This window comes from Streptomyces cyaneofuscatus (genome assembly GCF_042718795.1).
Lineage (GTDB): Bacteria > Actinomycetota > Actinomycetes > Streptomycetales > Streptomycetaceae > Streptomyces > Streptomyces cyaneofuscatus_A.
On the sequence record NZ_JBHXOX010000003.1, the window covers coordinates 117190 to 133003 of the forward strand.

The 15814-nt window shown below is 68.9% G+C and carries 12 protein-coding genes and 2 pseudogenes; 8 read left to right on the plus strand and 6 right to left on the minus strand.

Annotated elements, in window-relative coordinates; translation table 11 throughout:
* Positions 1–4 precede the first annotated feature (4 nt).
* From ACFWRT_RS03780 to ACFWRT_RS03795, 4 genes and pseudogenes are all read left to right on the plus strand, one after another.
* Positions 5–384, plus strand: a pseudogene (locus ACFWRT_RS03780) (transposase); the annotation flags it as partial.
* A 449-nt stretch (positions 385–833) separates the two neighbouring features.
* The gene (locus ACFWRT_RS03785; protein ID WP_380951066.1) at positions 834–2483 is read left to right on the plus strand and encodes a SpoIIE family protein phosphatase; all 1650 of its coding nucleotides are present in this window, start codon (positions 834–836) and stop codon (positions 2481–2483) included.
* Between the two features lie 89 nt (positions 2484–2572).
* Positions 2573–3382, plus strand: a complete 810-nt coding sequence (locus tag ACFWRT_RS03790) for an SAM-dependent methyltransferase (RefSeq protein WP_380951065.1) — start codon at positions 2573–2575, stop codon at positions 3380–3382.
* 609 nt (positions 3383–3991) lie between these two features.
* Complete coding sequence (locus ACFWRT_RS03795; RefSeq protein ID WP_380951064.1) at positions 3992–5800, plus strand: ATP-binding SpoIIE family protein phosphatase; 1809 nt, start codon at positions 3992–3994, stop codon at positions 5798–5800.
* Between the two features lie 721 nt (positions 5801–6521).
* Here the strand turns inward: ACFWRT_RS03795 and ACFWRT_RS03800 are convergent.
* Entirely contained in the window at positions 6522–7010 is a 489-nt protein-coding gene (locus ACFWRT_RS03800; protein WP_380951062.1) for a MarR family winged helix-turn-helix transcriptional regulator, read from the minus strand.
* Between the two features lie 142 nt (positions 7011–7152).
* Here ACFWRT_RS03800 and ACFWRT_RS03805 point away from each other — a divergent pair, with 142 nt between their 5' ends.
* Positions 7153–7578: a Rid family hydrolase gene (locus ACFWRT_RS03805; protein ID WP_380951061.1), complete on the plus strand. Its 426-nt coding sequence runs from the start codon at positions 7153–7155 to the stop codon at positions 7576–7578.
* 507 nt (positions 7579–8085) lie between these two features.
* Here the strand turns inward: ACFWRT_RS03805 and ACFWRT_RS03810 are convergent.
* Positions 8086–8292, minus strand: a complete 207-nt coding sequence (locus ACFWRT_RS03810; RefSeq protein WP_380951059.1) for a hypothetical protein — start codon at positions 8290–8292, stop codon at positions 8086–8088.
* 661 nt (positions 8293–8953) lie between these two features.
* A pseudogene (locus tag ACFWRT_RS03815) lies at positions 8954–9100 on the minus strand (NAD(P)-binding protein); the annotation flags it as partial.
* 421 nt (positions 9101–9521) lie between these two features.
* Here ACFWRT_RS03815 and ACFWRT_RS03820 point away from each other — a divergent pair.
* On the plus strand, positions 9522–10169 hold the full coding sequence (locus tag ACFWRT_RS03820) for a GOLPH3/VPS74 family protein (protein ID WP_380951138.1): 648 nt from the start codon (positions 9522–9524) through the stop codon (positions 10167–10169).
* A 155-nt stretch (positions 10170–10324) separates the two neighbouring features.
* Positions 10325–11887, plus strand: coding sequence for an alpha/beta hydrolase (locus ACFWRT_RS03825; RefSeq protein WP_380951058.1), 1563 nt, complete (start codon positions 10325–10327; stop codon positions 11885–11887).
* 123 nt (positions 11888–12010) lie between these two features.
* On the opposite strand, the gene ACFWRT_RS03830 is transcribed toward ACFWRT_RS03825, so the two are convergent.
* The gene (locus tag ACFWRT_RS03830; protein WP_380951057.1) at positions 12011–12751 is read right to left on the minus strand and encodes a MerR family transcriptional regulator; all 741 of its coding nucleotides are present in this window, start codon (positions 12749–12751) and stop codon (positions 12011–12013) included.
* Between the two features lie 160 nt (positions 12752–12911).
* Complete coding sequence (locus tag ACFWRT_RS03835) at positions 12912–13073, minus strand: hypothetical protein (protein ID WP_380951056.1); 162 nt, start codon at positions 13071–13073, stop codon at positions 12912–12914.
* Positions 13074–13111: 38 nt separating this feature from the next.
* Between ACFWRT_RS03835 and ACFWRT_RS03840 the strand changes: the two genes are divergently transcribed.
* Entirely contained in the window at positions 13112–14884 is a 1773-nt protein-coding gene (locus tag ACFWRT_RS03840; protein WP_380951055.1) for a CocE/NonD family hydrolase, read from the plus strand.
* 278 nt (positions 14885–15162) lie between these two features.
* Here the strand turns inward: ACFWRT_RS03840 and ACFWRT_RS03845 are convergent, their stop codons facing one another.
* On the minus strand, positions 15163–15687 hold the full coding sequence (locus tag ACFWRT_RS03845) for a hypothetical protein (protein ID WP_380951054.1): 525 nt from the start codon (positions 15685–15687) through the stop codon (positions 15163–15165).
* Positions 15688–15814: the final 127 nt, after the last annotated feature.

The window sequence follows — 15814 nt, forward strand, 5'->3', positions numbered from 1 at the left end:
AGCCTGGCGGGACCTGCCTCGCTGCTTCGCTAGCTGGAGGACGGTTCACGATCGTCGTCGCAGGTGGTCGTCGGACGGCACGTGGGAGAGGATTTTGCGGGCCGTCCAGGCCGATGCGGATACCGATGCCGATGCCGAGAGTCGGATCGACCGGAGCATGGCCGGAGCGTGGTCAGCGTCGATTCCAGGACGTGCCGCGCTCATCAGCACGCGGCCGGCGTCTCCACCCTCGCCCTCGCCCTCGCCCTCGCCCCGACAATCCCGGGTCGGCGGAGGAACCCGGCGCGTCACCGTCTCGATGAGGCCCTGGGACGCTCGCGAGGCGGGCTCACGAGCAGGATCCACCTTGCTGGGGAAGGTGGATGCCACCCGCTCGGGTTTGTCCCTCGCACCATCACGCCCTACGGAACACCTCTGCCGGGCCTGCACCCCTCGGGTAGCTGTTTCCAAGGACGTTTTCGGGCTCCGGTCGACGGAAGTCTTCTGGCTCCATGGTTGGGCCGGAGGGGGCGCGAGGCAGTGTGATTCACGCCCCGGTAGCAAGGTGATGTGGCCCCACTTGGATCGAGTGGTTCCGGTGGCCTGGGGGGGGTGGGGTCTCGCGGTAGCTTGGGAGCCCCGGTCAGCTCTCGTCAGCGTGCCCGGTGGCCGGGCGGAACGCCTGGGCGTGCTGATGTCCCGGATGCGGGGGATCATCGGGGCATGAGTGGTGATGGTCTCCTGCCGTCGTCCGGAGAGTGGGGCGGGCGGAGGCGATCGGCGTCGGCGGCAGACGATGCTATGCCGCCGGCCTGGATCTCGGGCCCGTCGGCCCAACGGCGGAGGTCGCGGCCGTGAACGAGGAGCGGCTCCTGCGTCGGTACCGGGCACTCATGGGGGCCGTACCGCAGTCGGTGTGGGTGATGTCGCCCAGCGGTGACGTCTCCGTGTTGTCCCGAGGCGGGATCGCCGAGCCGCTGTGGACTCCCGGCACCGATACCTCGTGGATGGACGCCGTGCATCCCAAGGACCGGGACTGGTTCCAGCGTGCATGGCGCAGGGCTACGCGCGAGCGGTCCCCGCTCGACGCGATCGTCAGGGTGCGGCTCGACGGAGCCGTTGACCGCTTCCGCCATGTCAAGATCATTGCTGCGCCCGCCATCGACGAGAACGGGGAAGTGGAGTTTGTCGGAACTGCCGCCGACGCCGAGGAGCACTGGCGTGCCCGTATGCGGGAGAAGTTGCTGGCGCGTATGGCGGCGGTGCCTGCGGCCCGCGATCTTTCGGAGGCCTTTCTGACGACGGCTGCGGCCGTCGTGCCCGAGATCGCTGACGCGGTGGCCATCTTTCGCGTAGTGGACGGTGTCGAAGCGGGTGCGAGACCTTCCCGCGCATTCACCCCAACGGCGCCGGAGCGTGTGGGGCTTGCCCCCGGCCTGCCTTCCCTGCCCCCTTTGGACGCCGATTTCATACTGGGGCCGGTCGCCCAGCGGGCCATCAAGAGCCAGGAGGCTCGACTGCTGGTCTTCCCGCCCGACGGACCTCCCGACGAAGGGCTCTCGAACGTTTCCGTACGGTGGCTGCGAGCGGCCGGAGCCACCGGCATGGCGTTGGTGCCCGTGGTGGTGGACGGCCGGACCGTCGCGCTGGCGACGATCGCGACCTGCCGGGGCAACCCGCCCCCGGACGAGGCCGACCTCTCCCTGCTGCGGGACGTCTTCCAGCAGATGAGCGGGCCGTTGCGCCGGACGATGGAGCTGCAGAGCATCCGCGGCAAGGCACTCGCGCTACAGCAGTCGTTCCTCGCGGCCCCGCCGGTCATCGACGGTCTCACGATCACCGCGCTCTACCATCCGGCGGACTCGGCGGCGGAGGTCGGCGGTGACTGGTACGACGCCGTCCGGCTCTCCGCCGATGCCCTCGCCCTGTCCATCGGCGATATCGCGGGGCACGACCTCGACGCGGCCATGGCGATGGGACGCGTCAACAGCATCCTGCGGGGACTCGCCTACGACTGCGGCCCGGCTGCCAGTCCAGCTTCTACGCTGGGGCGTCTCGACCGCATCGTGCAGGCGCTCGACAGTCCGTCGATGGTCACGGCGGTGCACGCGGTCCTGCGCCGCCGGACGTGCGGCAGCTGGCACATCGCCCTGTCCAACGCCGGGCATCCGCCGCCCCTGGTCATCCCAGCGGACGCCCCATCGCAGTATCTGCACGGCCTGACAGCCCCGGACCCGCCTTTGTGCGTCACCGACTCCCTCGCTCGCACCACCCTCGACGCGGACCTGCACGCAGGGGACATCCTGGTGCTCTACACCGACGGGCTGGTGGAGACGCGAGAGACGGACATCGGTGACAACCTCCAGCGGTTGCGTGAACGCTCCGACGTGCTGGCCCGTCAAGGCATGCCCCTGTCTTCCTTGATCCGCAGCCTTCTGCCACCTCTGCACCACCGCCGGGACGACATCGCCATCATCGCCCTGCAAGCCCGGCCGGACTCATGACCGCGCCTCTCGCGAATCTCACCGTTTGCACCCGGAAGAGTGTCTCCATACCGTCGAGAAAGCCCGTCCTCGGATGAGAGAGGCACCGCATGAACACGCCGAACGACCATCAGGGCAAACTAGCGACCTCACGCGCCCACTCCGCCCGGGTGTACGACTACATCCTGGGTGGCAAAGACCACTACCCCGTGGATGAGGAAGCGGGCGACGCCATGTGCCGACACTGGCCCGCTCTGCCCGTGCACATGATGGAAAACCGCCGGTTCATGCACCGCGCGGCGCGCTTCCTGGCAGAGGAGCGAGGCATCCGCCAGTTCCTCGACATCGGAACCGGTCTTCCGACGTCCCCGAACCTGCACGAGATCGTGCAGGAAGTGGCCCCGGAATCGCACGTGGTCTACGTCGACAACGATCCCATCGTCCTCGCTCACGCCCGCGCCCTGCTGCAGAGTTCACCCGAGGGCGCAACCGCCTATGTGGACGCGAACATGCACGACCCCGGCACCATCCTGGACAGTCCCGAGTTCCGCGAGCTCATCGACCTGAACCGGCCCGTCGGCCTCATGGTCATCGGCATCATGCACTTCATCCTGCCCCCTGATGACCGGCGTCTGGTCCAAGACCTGCTGAACCCGCTGCCCTCGGGCAGCTACCTGGCGATGACCATCGGCACCGCGGACTTCGCGCCCGAGGAGGTAAACCGGGTCGCCCAGGAGTACCGCGAGCAAGGTATGCCCTTTGTCCTGCGAGATCTACGAACCGCCACCTCGTTCTTCGACGGCCTGGAACTGCAGGACCCAGAGGTCACCCAGGTGCATGCCTGGCGCCCCGGCCGGGAGCAGAACGACATCGACGGCCGCGACATCGCCATGTACGGAGCGGTCGCCAGGAAACCCTGAAGTAAGGCGGGACACGAGATGACCGGGTGCGCTGCACTCGCGATCACTACTCGCGGCACAGCAATTCAGCTCTCGCCGAGGGGAAATCTGATGGCAGTTCGCTGACTGGCCGAGCACGGCTTGGACCCGTTCGCACCGGGCTGCGATGTCCACGTGTTGAGATCTCTCATGTGAGACAGCAAGGATTCGATGCTGCGGATGCGGTTGACGCACCGAGCAGGCTGTCCGCCGCGAGAGGACCACACTGGTCGCGGTCCTCAACGAATGGCTGTGCCCAGCACGGTGGCAACATCGCTCAGTTCTCGATGTCGGGCACTGTGCCCTGGGATCAGCCTGTACGGGTGGCAAAGCATGAACGCTTGCTGCCTGCCGGGCCGGTCGTGGTGATCGAGGTGACGCCGTGGGGATGCTCCGAGCAGGGAACGAGGTAGGTGATAGGAGCGATCCAGGCCGGGCCGATCCGCGAGCCAAATCAGGAGGACCGGGAACGAGCGCCGGAGCACCATCTCTGAACAGGCCATCCAACGAGGGTCACCCGGAGGTGCCGCCGCTGTTTCCGGTGCACACTGGGCACCAAGAAGCGTCGAGTCCTGCTTTGGAGGCAGAAGAGTGAACGCCGGCAGTGGCAAACGACGCCGGTCCTACCGGGGCTCCACCGGAGGGCGCTCGGTCGGCGCGAACGTGCGGTTCCGCCGGAGCAAAGGCGTCCTGCCACCCGACCGGTTCACCACCCGTAGCCGACTTGCCTGGCTGAACTCCGCCAGCTCCCGCATCGGCACGACTCTAGACTTGGAGCGCACCGCTCTGGAACTCGCCGAGTTCACGGTGCCCAGTTTCGCCGACGGAGCGGCTGTGGACATCCTCGAAAGTGTCCTGCGAGGTGACGAGGGCTCCCGGAAGACCGAACCCGGCATCCCACAGATGCGAGCCATGGCGCTGTGCGCCATTGAGGAGCTCTCCAACCTGGAGCCGACCCCGGTGGGCGAGACCTTCCTGCACGCCAAGGAGCCGCACGAGACGCTGCTCCACCGGTACGTCCTTCGGCAAGGCAGACCCGTGCTGCTGAGCAGGATACGCGACGACGATTTCATCCGCGTCGCGCCCACCGCGAGCGCCGCCGCACAGCTGCGCGCCGCCGGCGTGCACAGCTACCTGGCCGTGCCTCTGATCGCCCGTGGGCTGCTGCTCGGCAGCGCCGACTTCGTGCGCGGCCCTGGAACTCCGCCGTTCTCCACGACCGACGTGGCGCTGGCGGAGCAGCTCGCTTCCAAGGCGGCGGTCTTCATCGACAACGCGCGACTGTACGGGCGGGAGCGTGAGCACGTCGTCTCGTTGCAGCGTTCCTTGTTGCCGCGCGTTACTCCGGCGACGCCGGGCCTGCTGGTGCACTCCGAGTACGCGCCCGCGGCGGCACATCACGGCGTAGGCGGGGACTGGTACGACGTGATGGCCCTGCCCGGCGGACGGACGGCCCTGATGGTGGGCGATGTGATGGGGCACGGGTTGCCGGCCGCCGCGACCATGGGGCGCCTGCGGACGGTGGCCCGCGCACTGATGACTCTGGACATGGCCCCTGAGCGGATCCTCGCGCGGCTCGACCTGGCCACCCGCGACCTGGAGGACGAGCAGGTCTCCACCTGCCTGTGCGCGGTCTACGACCCCGCCGACTCCTCCTACACGCTGGCGAGCGCCGGGCACCTGCCACCGCTGCTCCTCGACGGGCACGGCGCCGCCGACCTCGTCCCGGTGCCGATCGGCGCGCCGCTAGGGGCGGGCGTGATCCCGTACGACCCCTTGCGGCTGCGCGTCCCTGATGGTGCCCACCTGGTCATGTACACGGACGGCCTGATCAAGTCCCGGGACTCCGACGTGGACGCCCAGTTGGACCGGCTGCGTACGGCAGCGCTAGGCCTTCCGCCCGGATCGCTTGAGAAGGGGGGTCTGGTGGAGCGTGCCCCGGCCGCCGCCCCCCGGTTCGATGAGGCCGTGCTCCTCGTCACCACGAGCGCCACACTCCCGGCGGGGGACCTGAGGGTGTGGGAGCTGCCGCAGGACGGCCGGTCCGCCTCGGCCGCCCGTGGTCTCGTCACCGGCCAGCTCGCGTCATGGGGCCTCGAGGAGCTCGCCGACGTCTCCGAGCTCGTCGTCTCCGAACTGGTCGGCAACGCACTGCGGTACGGGAACGGCCCCGGCACACTACGGCTGCTGCGCGGGGAACGCCTCGTCGTGGAGGTGTCGGACACCGGCCCCGACCTGCCCCAGATCCAGCACGCGGGCCTGAGCGACGAGGGTGGACGGGGCCTTCAACTCATCAACATGCTGTGCCGCCGCTGGGGTTCATCCCGCACAGCCACAGGCAAGATCGTCTGGGCGGAACAGAACATGCCGTCATGGGTCGTGGCTGCGCACCAGGCGTAGCCAGGTGCGGACGCTCAGCGGGACGGGTGTGCGGCGGGGCCATGGTGCGTCTACCCGCTCCGAGGTGGCAGCCCGAAACGCTTTCGCCAGCAAGCCTCTCGGATACGTGCCGAACTCGGATCATTCCCAGCGGTAGTAGGAGGACCAGAAGCTCACCACACGTCGTTCCGTGCGGGCGAAGAACACAGGATTCCGAGCGATGAACTCCCCACGGAGTCCGCGCTGGACCGAGTCCGGGACGCCGCGTCCAGCCTCACGATCTGTTCGAGGTGACGCTGACGGACACTGCCATCGCAGTGCCGGGAGTACAGGCAGAGCAAGATCACCTGCTGGATACCGGGCAGTGAACGCACCACGTCGGCGGTCGGCTCATCGTGATGGATCTGCGAGGGAATGGTGACGCTCTCACCCCACACCTCAACCTGAAACGGTTCCTGGGCGGTCCTCACGATCCTGCAAGAGTCCACGAATCCGTCCACAGGACAGAGCTTCTACAGGCCGCTTCCCGTGCGACCGGTAGTTGAGTAGCTCGACTCCGCGAGCCTGAGCTGACGTTTCCGTACACCTTGGAGCCGGAACCGCAGTCCCGCTCCCCCGCCGGCTACTTGCCACCAAGCCCTGGGCCGCCGGCCTCGACCAGCCCAGGATTCTGGCGGTCGCACTCGAGATGACCGTCCGAGCGCTGGCCGCACCGGAACTTGAGGCCGGGTCTGGACGGGCCTCAGGCGAAATCGTCGGGGACGATGTGCATCTTCTCCGCGATCCGGGCCAGGGCCCTTTGGTCGGCGGTGCTGAGGGAGTCCAGGACCAGAGCGCGTACGGCACGTAGATGGGTGGGAGCCGCCCGGTCCACGATGTCGACGCCTGCGGCGGTGAGTTCGGCGAGGGTGTAACGCCCGTCGGCCGGGTCAGGGCTTCGGACGACCCAGCCGCGTTGTTCACACCGTTTGATGACGTTGGACAGCCGGGAGAGGGATCCGCTGGCGAGGAAGGCGAGCTCACCCATCCGCAACCTCCGCCCCGGCGCCTCGGAGAGATGGCTGAGCACGAGGTACTCGAACAAGGTGATGCCGTGCTCTTCCCGCAGCGGCGATTCCAGCTTGCCCGGCAGCAGCAGGAGCAGAGAGATCAACCCCGTCCAGGCCGCCTTCTCCTGGCTGTTGAGCCAGCGCACTTCCTCGTCACTCCCACGTTCGCCGCTGTCGCTCACAAACCCTCCTCCTGGGGACACCCTATCCTCGGGAAGACCTCTTCTTTACTTTGCACTTGAAGTCATCCCCTGCTAGGTTAACTTTACGCATGAAGTCATATCAGGGCAACGTGCGGCCCTGGAGAGAGGGAGATGGAGCATCATGGACACGGTCACTTTCGGCATCGTTCCGGGCTATGGCGAGAAGCTTCACGATGCCCTGGGCTACAGCAGCGCCGTCCGCGTCGGGGACCGGGTCGAGATTTCCGGCCAGGCAGGTGTGGACGACGATCTGAACATCCCGGACTCGCTGGAGGAGGAGATCGTCCAGGCCTTCGAGAACGTGGGGCGCGCGCTCGCCACGGTCGGCGCCGCCTGGGGGGACGTCATCCACGTCAACTCGTACCACAAGGTCGCCCCCGGGGAAGAGGCCATCAGCGAGGACGTCAACCGCATCATGGCCGAGCAATTCCGCCTCCGCCTGGATGGCCGCGCGCCGATCTGGACCGAAACCGGCGTCACCGTCCTCGGCCTTGCCGCCATGCGCGTGGAGATCCGCGTCACCGCAATCGCCGGCTCCGGCAACTGACACCTCACCCCGTCACCCTTCGCTCACTCATCAGGTATTCGTCGTTCAAAGCGGCCCCCGCCGCGGGGCCGCTCCGCTGATGAGGGACTACTGGACGTTGACCACATTGAACCGCGCTCACCAGCACCGACGGCGGAGGTCAGGCCCTACCCTGCCTTGCCCGCCGCAGGGTCGGCGTCCTGTTCGCAACGCTTCGCGACGGAACCTTCCGCTACTCGCCGACGGCCACCCAGATGCCATGCTGACAAGGTCGGAAGTCCACAAGAACTACCCGGCGTCCGTCAATGGTCGGGTCCTCGACACGCGACACGACGCTTTCCGGGCCCTCGTCACAGATCGGACATGACACGAGCGCGGGATAGTCGGGTCGCTGAAGGACTCCAAGGAGCACCTCCTCTTCCCTACACAGCAAAGCTGCCCTGAGGTCAGCCAGCCAGGCACCTGTCATGTGAAAGCGATCCATGTCTTTCCCCTCCGGGGCTGCCATAGTGCCGGGCGAATGCGGGGTCACGGGGTACGGGCCGGCTGGTCGTCCTGCCATACCCAGCGGCCGTGGGTGTCGGGTGCATGGACGCTGCTGCCGCCAGGGTAGGCGTAGCCGTCGTTGGGAAGCCCAACCCAGGGGTCCTCATCCGTGAGGGTCACGGGGGTGGTTTGCCCATCCAGCGGTCCGCCGTGCAGTTCGACTGTGATCGAGATGCTGTTGTCGCTCATAGCACTCTTCTGCCCCGACAGGTACAGACCAATTGCGGTTGCCTGTCAGCCGCGATCTGCCCCGCCGATCATTCGCCTCGTCAGGGTGGCCCCCTAGCAGGGAGGTTGAGCGCAGCACAGGTGAGAGGGACACGGAAACCGGAACACCTCCGCGGACGCGGCGCCAAGCCTGTCACGAAGCGACTCGCCAGCTCGCCGCCGCCACGGGCCGACGGTCGGGGGTGCGCTCCGCGCCGACCAAGATCCGGTCCATACGCGGACCAGCCGCCTACAGCTTGGCCGCATGGTGGCCGTTTCCGCTGTTCAGGGGCCATGCGAGGCGTGTATCACCATCGGCTTCCAGGCAGCCCGACAAGGGAACCACCATCTGTAGCTGATCCAATACGTCATGCCACCACTAGACCTTCCATTGAACGCGTCCCGGCCGTCGATCGGCCTTGAGGGTGGCGTCCACGCGTCACCCGTACGGTGCGCGGCACGGTCCAGGTGGGCGCGGTGCTGGTGCCGGCCTGTGGGCGGCTTCGACCAGCGTGACCGCCGTGGCCAGAACCTCCCCCAGGCGAGGCGGCGGCAACCACTGGTGGAGCTGCGACACCCGGCGACCGTCGTCAAGGCCGTCGGCAACGGCCTCAAGTAGCCTCCGGTACGGCATCGAGCCCGTCGGGGGCCCCGCCTCCAGCAACAGGACGCGCTGGGCGGCGTTCTCGCTCAGCCTGGCGGCGAGCACACTGCCCGCCGCCCCTCCGCCGACGACGATGTGGTCGTACGAGCCCCCGGGCGCGGGGGTCGCCACCGTGTGTTCGGGCATGAAAGCACCCGCCGTTCGGGATCAGCCGGGCACGGATCGGAACATGGCGGCGCACCGGGCACGGTCCATGGGGTACCGGTGAGCGCCTCGGAGGCGGATGCGGAGCTGTTTCCCGCGCATCCTCCCGCACGGTCGCCACTACCCCCGAATGTGCGACGACACCGCCCGGGGGAAATTGCCCGGCCCGATTCCGGCAGCGCCGCCAACTGTGCCGTAACGTCACCAGTTTCGCCGCACGAGCAGGAGGTAAAAGTGCCGATGTGCGAAGGGCGGGCCGGTGCGGGAAAGGCTCCGCGCCCCGGTTCGGGGGAACGGAACCGTTCGTCGACGCACAGCAGTGGAAGGGGCGCCACTCGCGCTCTTTTCGTGACCGCTCCTTCGTGAGATGGAGCCTTGTGACGGCAAAGGATTCATCGTGTCGATGACGCTCGCCCAGAAGCTCTATCTGTTGTGCTATTCGGTCCCGCGGGAAAAGTTTCCGCTCGACGACATTCAGGGGCGCGGCCAGCTCCTGCGGGCCGGAGCCCTCACCGAACTGGCCCGCAGCGGGCACCTCGACGCCACCGGGGGCAAGGTGAGGCGGCTGCCCGGCACACCACCGCAGGACCCCTTCGCGGCTGCGGTCTGGCAGGACCTGCCCGATAACGCGCCCCGCGGCTGGCTCAAGTTCCTCCACGACAAGGCGCACACCGCCGAGACCCCGGTCCGCGACCAACTGGCCGACGCCGGCCGAGTCACAGTCAGCCGGGAGAAGAAGCTCGGGCTCATACCCCTCGACCGGGTCGGCGTGACGCACCCGGAGGAGGTGCAAGCCGTGCAGGACCAGGCACGCTCCGGTGTCCTGGACGGCGGCGCACCCCCCGAGGCGCTGACCGACGAGCTGGCCATGGCCGTCTTCGCGGTGGAACTGGAGCTGTCCCCGGTCTGGAGCAAGGAGGACCGCCGGTCCCACCGGGCGGAACTGACGGCTTACGCCGCGCGCTACGACGAGTTCGTCCCCGGGCTGCGGAAGGCGCTGCGCGACTCCTACCTCGCCAGCCGGGCCGTCGGAGGCGGCTGGAGCGCCTGAACCCACGCCGCCGGCCGTCCCCTTGCCCGGCCGGCCGGCCGGCTGCGCCGCGCCGTCGGCTGCCGAGCGGTGCGGTACGCCGCCGGGCACCGCCTGCCACCCAGCGGCGCGGTACGCCACTACCCCCTCCGCTCGCCCACACCTTGGGAGTACCGTTGTCCCTCCGCCTCTTACCACTCCGGCCCGTCCTGACCGCGGTGGCCGTCCCCGTCCTGCTGCTCGTCGGCGCGTGCAGCCCCTCGCCGCCCGAAGCGTCGGCCGAGAAGACCCCGGCCGCCGACCTCGACCGCTTCCACCGGCAGGCTCTCTCCTTCGGCTCCTGCGAGGGGTACGCCACCACTCCCGCCGACGAGAAGCTTCTCGCCGCGCCCGGTCTCCAGTGCGCCCGCCTCGCCGTGCCGTTGGACTACGCCGCCCCCGACAGGGAGGAGGCCCGGATCGCGGTGTTGCGGGTCCCCGCCCGAGGCACGTCGAAGGGCCCGCTGCTCCTCAACTCCGGCGGACCCGGCGGGAGCGGCCAGAACTTCGCGGCACAGACCGCGATCGCGCTGGCCGGGAGTCCGGTGACCGAGAACTTCGACCTCATCGGCTTCGACCCGCGGGGTGCGGGGGCGAGCGAGCCGTCCATCCACTGCTTCGAGCCGCGAGACCACGTGGCCGGGGAGGCCAGGACGGAGTTCGTGCTCACCGCGGGGCGGTTCTCCGCGCGGGACTCGCGCGCCCTGGTCGACAAGTGCTCCCGGGGCTCGGGCGGCGCGAAGGCGCTGAAGGCCGTCGGTACGCGCGACACGGTCCAGGACATGGACATCCTGCGCTCCGCTCTCGGCGGCGGGAAGCTGAACTTCCTGGGCCAGAGCTACGGGACCCGCGTCGGGGCCCTGTACGCGCAGAAGTACCCGCAGCGGGTGCGCGCCATGGTCCTCGACGGCGCGGTGGACCCGCACCTCGGGGGCGAGAGGCGGCTGTCCCAGTACGCCGGCTTCCAGTCCTCGTTCGACAAGATGGCAGCCGCCTGCGCGAAGGACGAGAGCTGCCCGCTGGGCACCGATCCCGAGCGGGCCACGGAGGCGTTCCAGGCCATCGCCCGCCCGCTGCTGGACGAACCGATCGCCTACGGCGACGGGCTCACGTTCGGCTACAGCGACCTCGTCGACTCCGTGATCGCCGGTCTCTACCACCGGGCCGTCTGGCCGAAGATCACCCAGGGCATCGCCGACGTCGGCAAGGGCGACCCGCGCCGGCTGGCAGCCCTCTCGCAGGCGTTCGGCGGACGGGACGCGAAGGGGGAGGGCAGCAACTTCGGCGAGGCCAACTATGCGATCACCTGTATGGACGAGGACCGCATGACGGCCGAGGAGGCCGTCGCCATGCGCGGGAAGACCTACCGCGCGGCACCGTTCGCGGACCCCGGCACCGGAGCCGAGGGGGCGCGCGACGCCTGCGAGTTCTGGCCGGCCGAACCGAAGACGACCTACCCCTTCCCCGACCGGGTCGACGGGCTCCCCACCACCCTGACCATCTCGATCACCGGTGATCCGAGCACCCCGCACCAGGCCGGCGTCAACCTGGCGAAGACTCTCGGCGGAAGCCTGCTGACCGTCGAAGGGGAGCAGCACACCATCGCCTCCGCCGGGACCAGCGCCTGCGTGAACCAGGCCGTGGCCGCCTACCTGGTCGATCTGCGGGCGCCGTCGGAGAAGAGCCGCTGCACGCTCTGAGTCCGCGGCAGGGGTAGCTGTCCGCCGTCAGCCCGCGACGCCGCGTACGTATCCGGCCCACCGGGAGTCTCCCCTGGCCGGACACGTATGCGCGTGGAAAGCCCCTTCGGCGCCGCGTGGACCTCACTCCGTACGTTCCGGCTCGGCCAGCAGCCGGCCGAGGCGGCCCATCACGTCGACCTGGGCGGGGTTGTAGAGGTGGGTGAGCGCCTCCCCGATGGCACGGGAGGCGTGGCGGCGGCCCCTGGGGGCGTCGGAGGTGAGATCGCTGAGTCCGCCGTGGCGGGCACGCAGTGCGCGCACATACGGGACGAGGCGGTCGGCCAGGGATCTGCAGGTCTCCTCGTCGGCGTCGTCCGGGAGGTCGTTGAACTCCAGCGCCACCGCGTCGGGACTCTCATCGAGGAGATCCGCGTACGCGCCGAGCGCCCCGGGGCCGAGCACCGTGTCCACCACGGTGAGGAAGCCGCGGTCGGCCTCGGGAACGTCGCTCCTTCCCTCCACCGTGATGAAACGGAGCGGTACGTCACTGCGGCCCTTGCGCCGCAGGAGCGCACCGACCTCGGCGCGCGCCTGCCGAAGCCGAGCGATGGTGGCCTCCAGTTCCTCGTCGAGCGCCCTCAGTTCACTGAGGTCCTCGCGGGAATCCCCGTCGTCGTGCATCTCGCCGATCCGGCTCAAGGGGAAGCCCAGGGCGACGAGCCGCTTGATGCGCAGCAGTCGGACCAGGTGATCGACACCGTACTGCTTGTACCCGTTGGAGAGTCGATCGGGCTCGTCGAGCAGCCCGATGTGGTGGTAGTGCCGGACCGCCCGGAGGCTCGTTCCGGCCAATTCCGCGATTTCCCGGGTACTCCAAGGCACTGGTCAGCTCCTCAACGACGGGCCGCTTCACGGATTTTGCGCGTGGGAGCCATTGAAGACCATGACGCAACGGCACAGTTGCGCAGGTGGGGCCCGCGGAAATGCCGGGCCCGCAATCTCGGCCCGGGAATGCGCCGGGTTTCGCGGGTATGCCGCAACGTCACACGTTTTCGGCGTCGGCGACGCGGTAGACGAGCAGCAACTCGACAACCGAGGGGACGCGCCACCCCACGGCCGACGCCTTGGCGCCGACGCCTTCGGGACGGCACAGCAACCCCGGAACCCCGCAGGACACGTCCTCCCCCGCGTTTGCGGCTCCCACCGTCCGCGGACCGTACCCCCCAGCACGCAGGAGAACTGATGAGGAAACTGTCGTCCACGACCCGCACCGCCCTGGCCGCGGTGCTCGCCCTCACCGTCACGGGAACGCTGGTCACCGTCGCCGTCGCCACCTCACGCGACGATCCGAAGAGCACGGGCGGCAGCCGGACGGCCGCGGTCGCCACCGACAAGCGCTCGGTGACGCACGACCAGAACAAGCGGGTCCCCAAGGGCGCGCGCTGGACCCAGCACTACTTCCCCTCGGCCGACAAGTCGAAGACGGAGCTGCACGCGGATGTGCTCCTGCCGGAGAAGCTGCCCGAGGGCGAGAAGCTGCCGGTCATCCTCATGGTCAGCTCCTACTTCGGGCACGCGGGCGAGCTCAAGGACGAGCGGCTGCCGCACACCGGCCCCTCCGGCCGCTTCGCCGACCTCTTCGAGGGCGCCGACCTGTTCCGGCAGGGGTACGCCGTGGTGATGGTCGATTCCCGCGGCTTCGGCGGTTCCAGTGCATGCTTCGACTACGGCGGCCCCGGCGACCTCGCCGACGTGTCGGCCGCCATCGACTGGAGCGCCGGACAGTCCTGGTCAACGGGTGCCGTCGGGATGTACGGCAAGTCCTTCGACGCCTGGACGGGGCTGCTGGGCAACAACGCCAAGAAGAAGGCCCTCAAGGCGGTCGTCGCCCAGGAGCCCATCTGGGACCTCTACCGGCACTCCCACTCCAACGGCGTTCCGCGCCCCAACGGCATCATCGCCCCGACCACTTACAACGAGATAGCCACCATCCCTCCGCTCCCGGACGACGACAAGCGCTACCGGAAGAACGCCGCGTACGAGCAGAAGCACCCCGAATGCGCCGCCACACCGATCCTCGCGGGCACGGTGGATCCCGGGGACCCCTTCTGGACGCAGCGCGACGCGGTCGCGGGAGCCAAGGGCACCGACACCCCGCTGCTGTTCACCCAGGGCCTCACCGAGAACAACACCAAGCCGCTCGGCATGGAGGAGTACCTGGCCAACCACCGGGGCGTCGAGAGGGGCTGGATCGGCCCCTGGGACCACGTACGCGGCAACGAGCGCGGCGCGGACGGCAAGCTGGCCATGGGCCGCGCGGGATGGCTGAAGGAGACCATGGCCTTCTTCGACGAACACCTCAAGGGCGAGAAGCCCGCCGAGCCGCTGCCGAACTTCGCCGTACAGGACAACTCCGGCGTCTGGCGGGAGGAGAAGACCTGGCCCAACGCCACCACCTCCCCCACTCTCGACCTGGGCGGCGGCAGCTACACCGACATCGGCTCGGGTTCCGACCCGGAGCGGGACGCCGAGCGGGCCGCCCGCCTCGGCGCCCCCGGCTTCCTCATCCGCTCCGAGCCCGTCGCCCAGGACGTCCGGGTGACCGGTGCCCCTTCGATCGCCATGACCGCGTCCGGGACGGGCAACGTCATGGTGAGGCTGTACGACGTGGCGGCGGACGGGACCGGGGTCGCCTTCAACGAGCAGGTCGCACGCGTGGACGGGGGGCGGTTGGCGCTCGACCTGAAGTCCTCCGACTGGACGCTGGAGAAGGGGCACCAACTGGCCGTCGAGATCGGCACCGTCAACGCGCCGACCTGGATCGACAGCCCGTCCGAGGAGAAGATCTCGATCAAGGGCGCGAAGCTGGTGCTCCCGCTGGCCGACCCGTCGAAGGATCGCGGCACCCAGGGCGACCGGGCCCCCTTCCTCGATCAGTACAAGAAGCTCAACACGACCGAGCTGAAGAAGTCTCCGGCCTCCTTCTCCCTCCCGGCGGTGAACAGCGCCGGTTGACAGCACCGTCGCACTCGTCCCGGGCGCCGCTCCTCGTGAGCGGCGCCCGTTGCGGTGAAGGCACGGGCCCTCCGCGCGGAGGTGTTCGGCACTCTCGCCGGTACCGCTGCCGCCGGGACCGGCGGGGCCGACACCCCGGCGTCTTCCTCTATTACGCCCGGCGGCGACACGTCGACTGCAGCGGCCAACTCCAGGTCACCCGGCACGTGCCCACTCCGGAGGAAACCGCGAGCCGCGAGTATCCGTCCCTGAGAAGATCGTCAGGCGAGCCGCCGGCCTCAGATCCCAGGCCAGCGTTCCTGCCGGGTGATCCATTCCCGGCGTGCGTAGACGCGGACCGCGTCGCGGTCGCTGTCGGTGCAGCCGTCCTCCAGCGGGGCGGGGATGTCACCGGTCGTGCTGGTCCCGTACCGCAGGTCGTGGCGGGCGAGTTCATCGGCCACGTCCGAGGCGTCGGTGCGCAACTCGACGTCCCTCGGGGCGGGGATGATGGCCTCCTGGTAGGGGCGGGGCAGGTAGCTGCCGTGCCCTCGGCACAGGGCAAGGGCATCCAGGACGACCGCAGCCTCCAGGAGGTCGTCGCGGCACTCCATCGCGATGCTGACAACCTGGGCATCGACCACGTCCTGGCGGCCGGCGTTGTGCGCGGCCGCGAGGCCATGGCGGTCCATCACGTACATGTACAGCACAGCTGGAATGAGGTGCCCGATACGCGCCAGGTGCTCCCCGTAGACAGCCCGCGCCGCCTCACTGGCCGTCCACCCGGGCCGGGGCTCATCGGGTGAGGGCTGCTGACTGCTCATATCTGCTCGCTCTCCCTCGGGGACGCCTCCGTCGTCCCTGATCATCGCAGTTGGTGATCGCGCCACACCGTATGACCGCGGGAGTTGGCCGGATCATCCACACCCGGCCGGGAAACCACCAGCGACG

What these genes read in the sequence shown, in the direction of transcription:
- ACFWRT_RS03810 (WP_380951059.1), bottom strand. Translation starts at nt 8,292, where the DNA reads ATGAGCGACAACAGCATCTCGATCACAGTCGAACTGCACGGCGGACCG.
- ACFWRT_RS03820 (WP_380951138.1), top strand. Translation starts at nt 9,522, where the DNA reads ATGACGCTCGCCCAGAAGCTCTATCTGTTGTGCTATTCGGTCCCGCGG.
- ACFWRT_RS03805 (WP_380951061.1), top strand. Translation starts at nt 7,153, where the DNA reads ATGGACACGGTCACTTTCGGCATCGTTCCGGGCTATGGCGAGAAGCTT.
- ACFWRT_RS03840 (WP_380951055.1), top strand. Translation starts at nt 13,112, where the DNA reads ATGAGGAAACTGTCGTCCACGACCCGCACCGCCCTGGCCGCGGTGCTC.
- ACFWRT_RS03790 (WP_380951065.1), top strand. Translation starts at nt 2,573, where the DNA reads ATGAACACGCCGAACGACCATCAGGGCAAACTAGCGACCTCACGCGCC.
- ACFWRT_RS03845 (WP_380951054.1), bottom strand. Translation starts at nt 15,687, where the DNA reads ATGAGCAGTCAGCAGCCCTCACCCGATGAGCCCCGGCCCGGGTGGACG.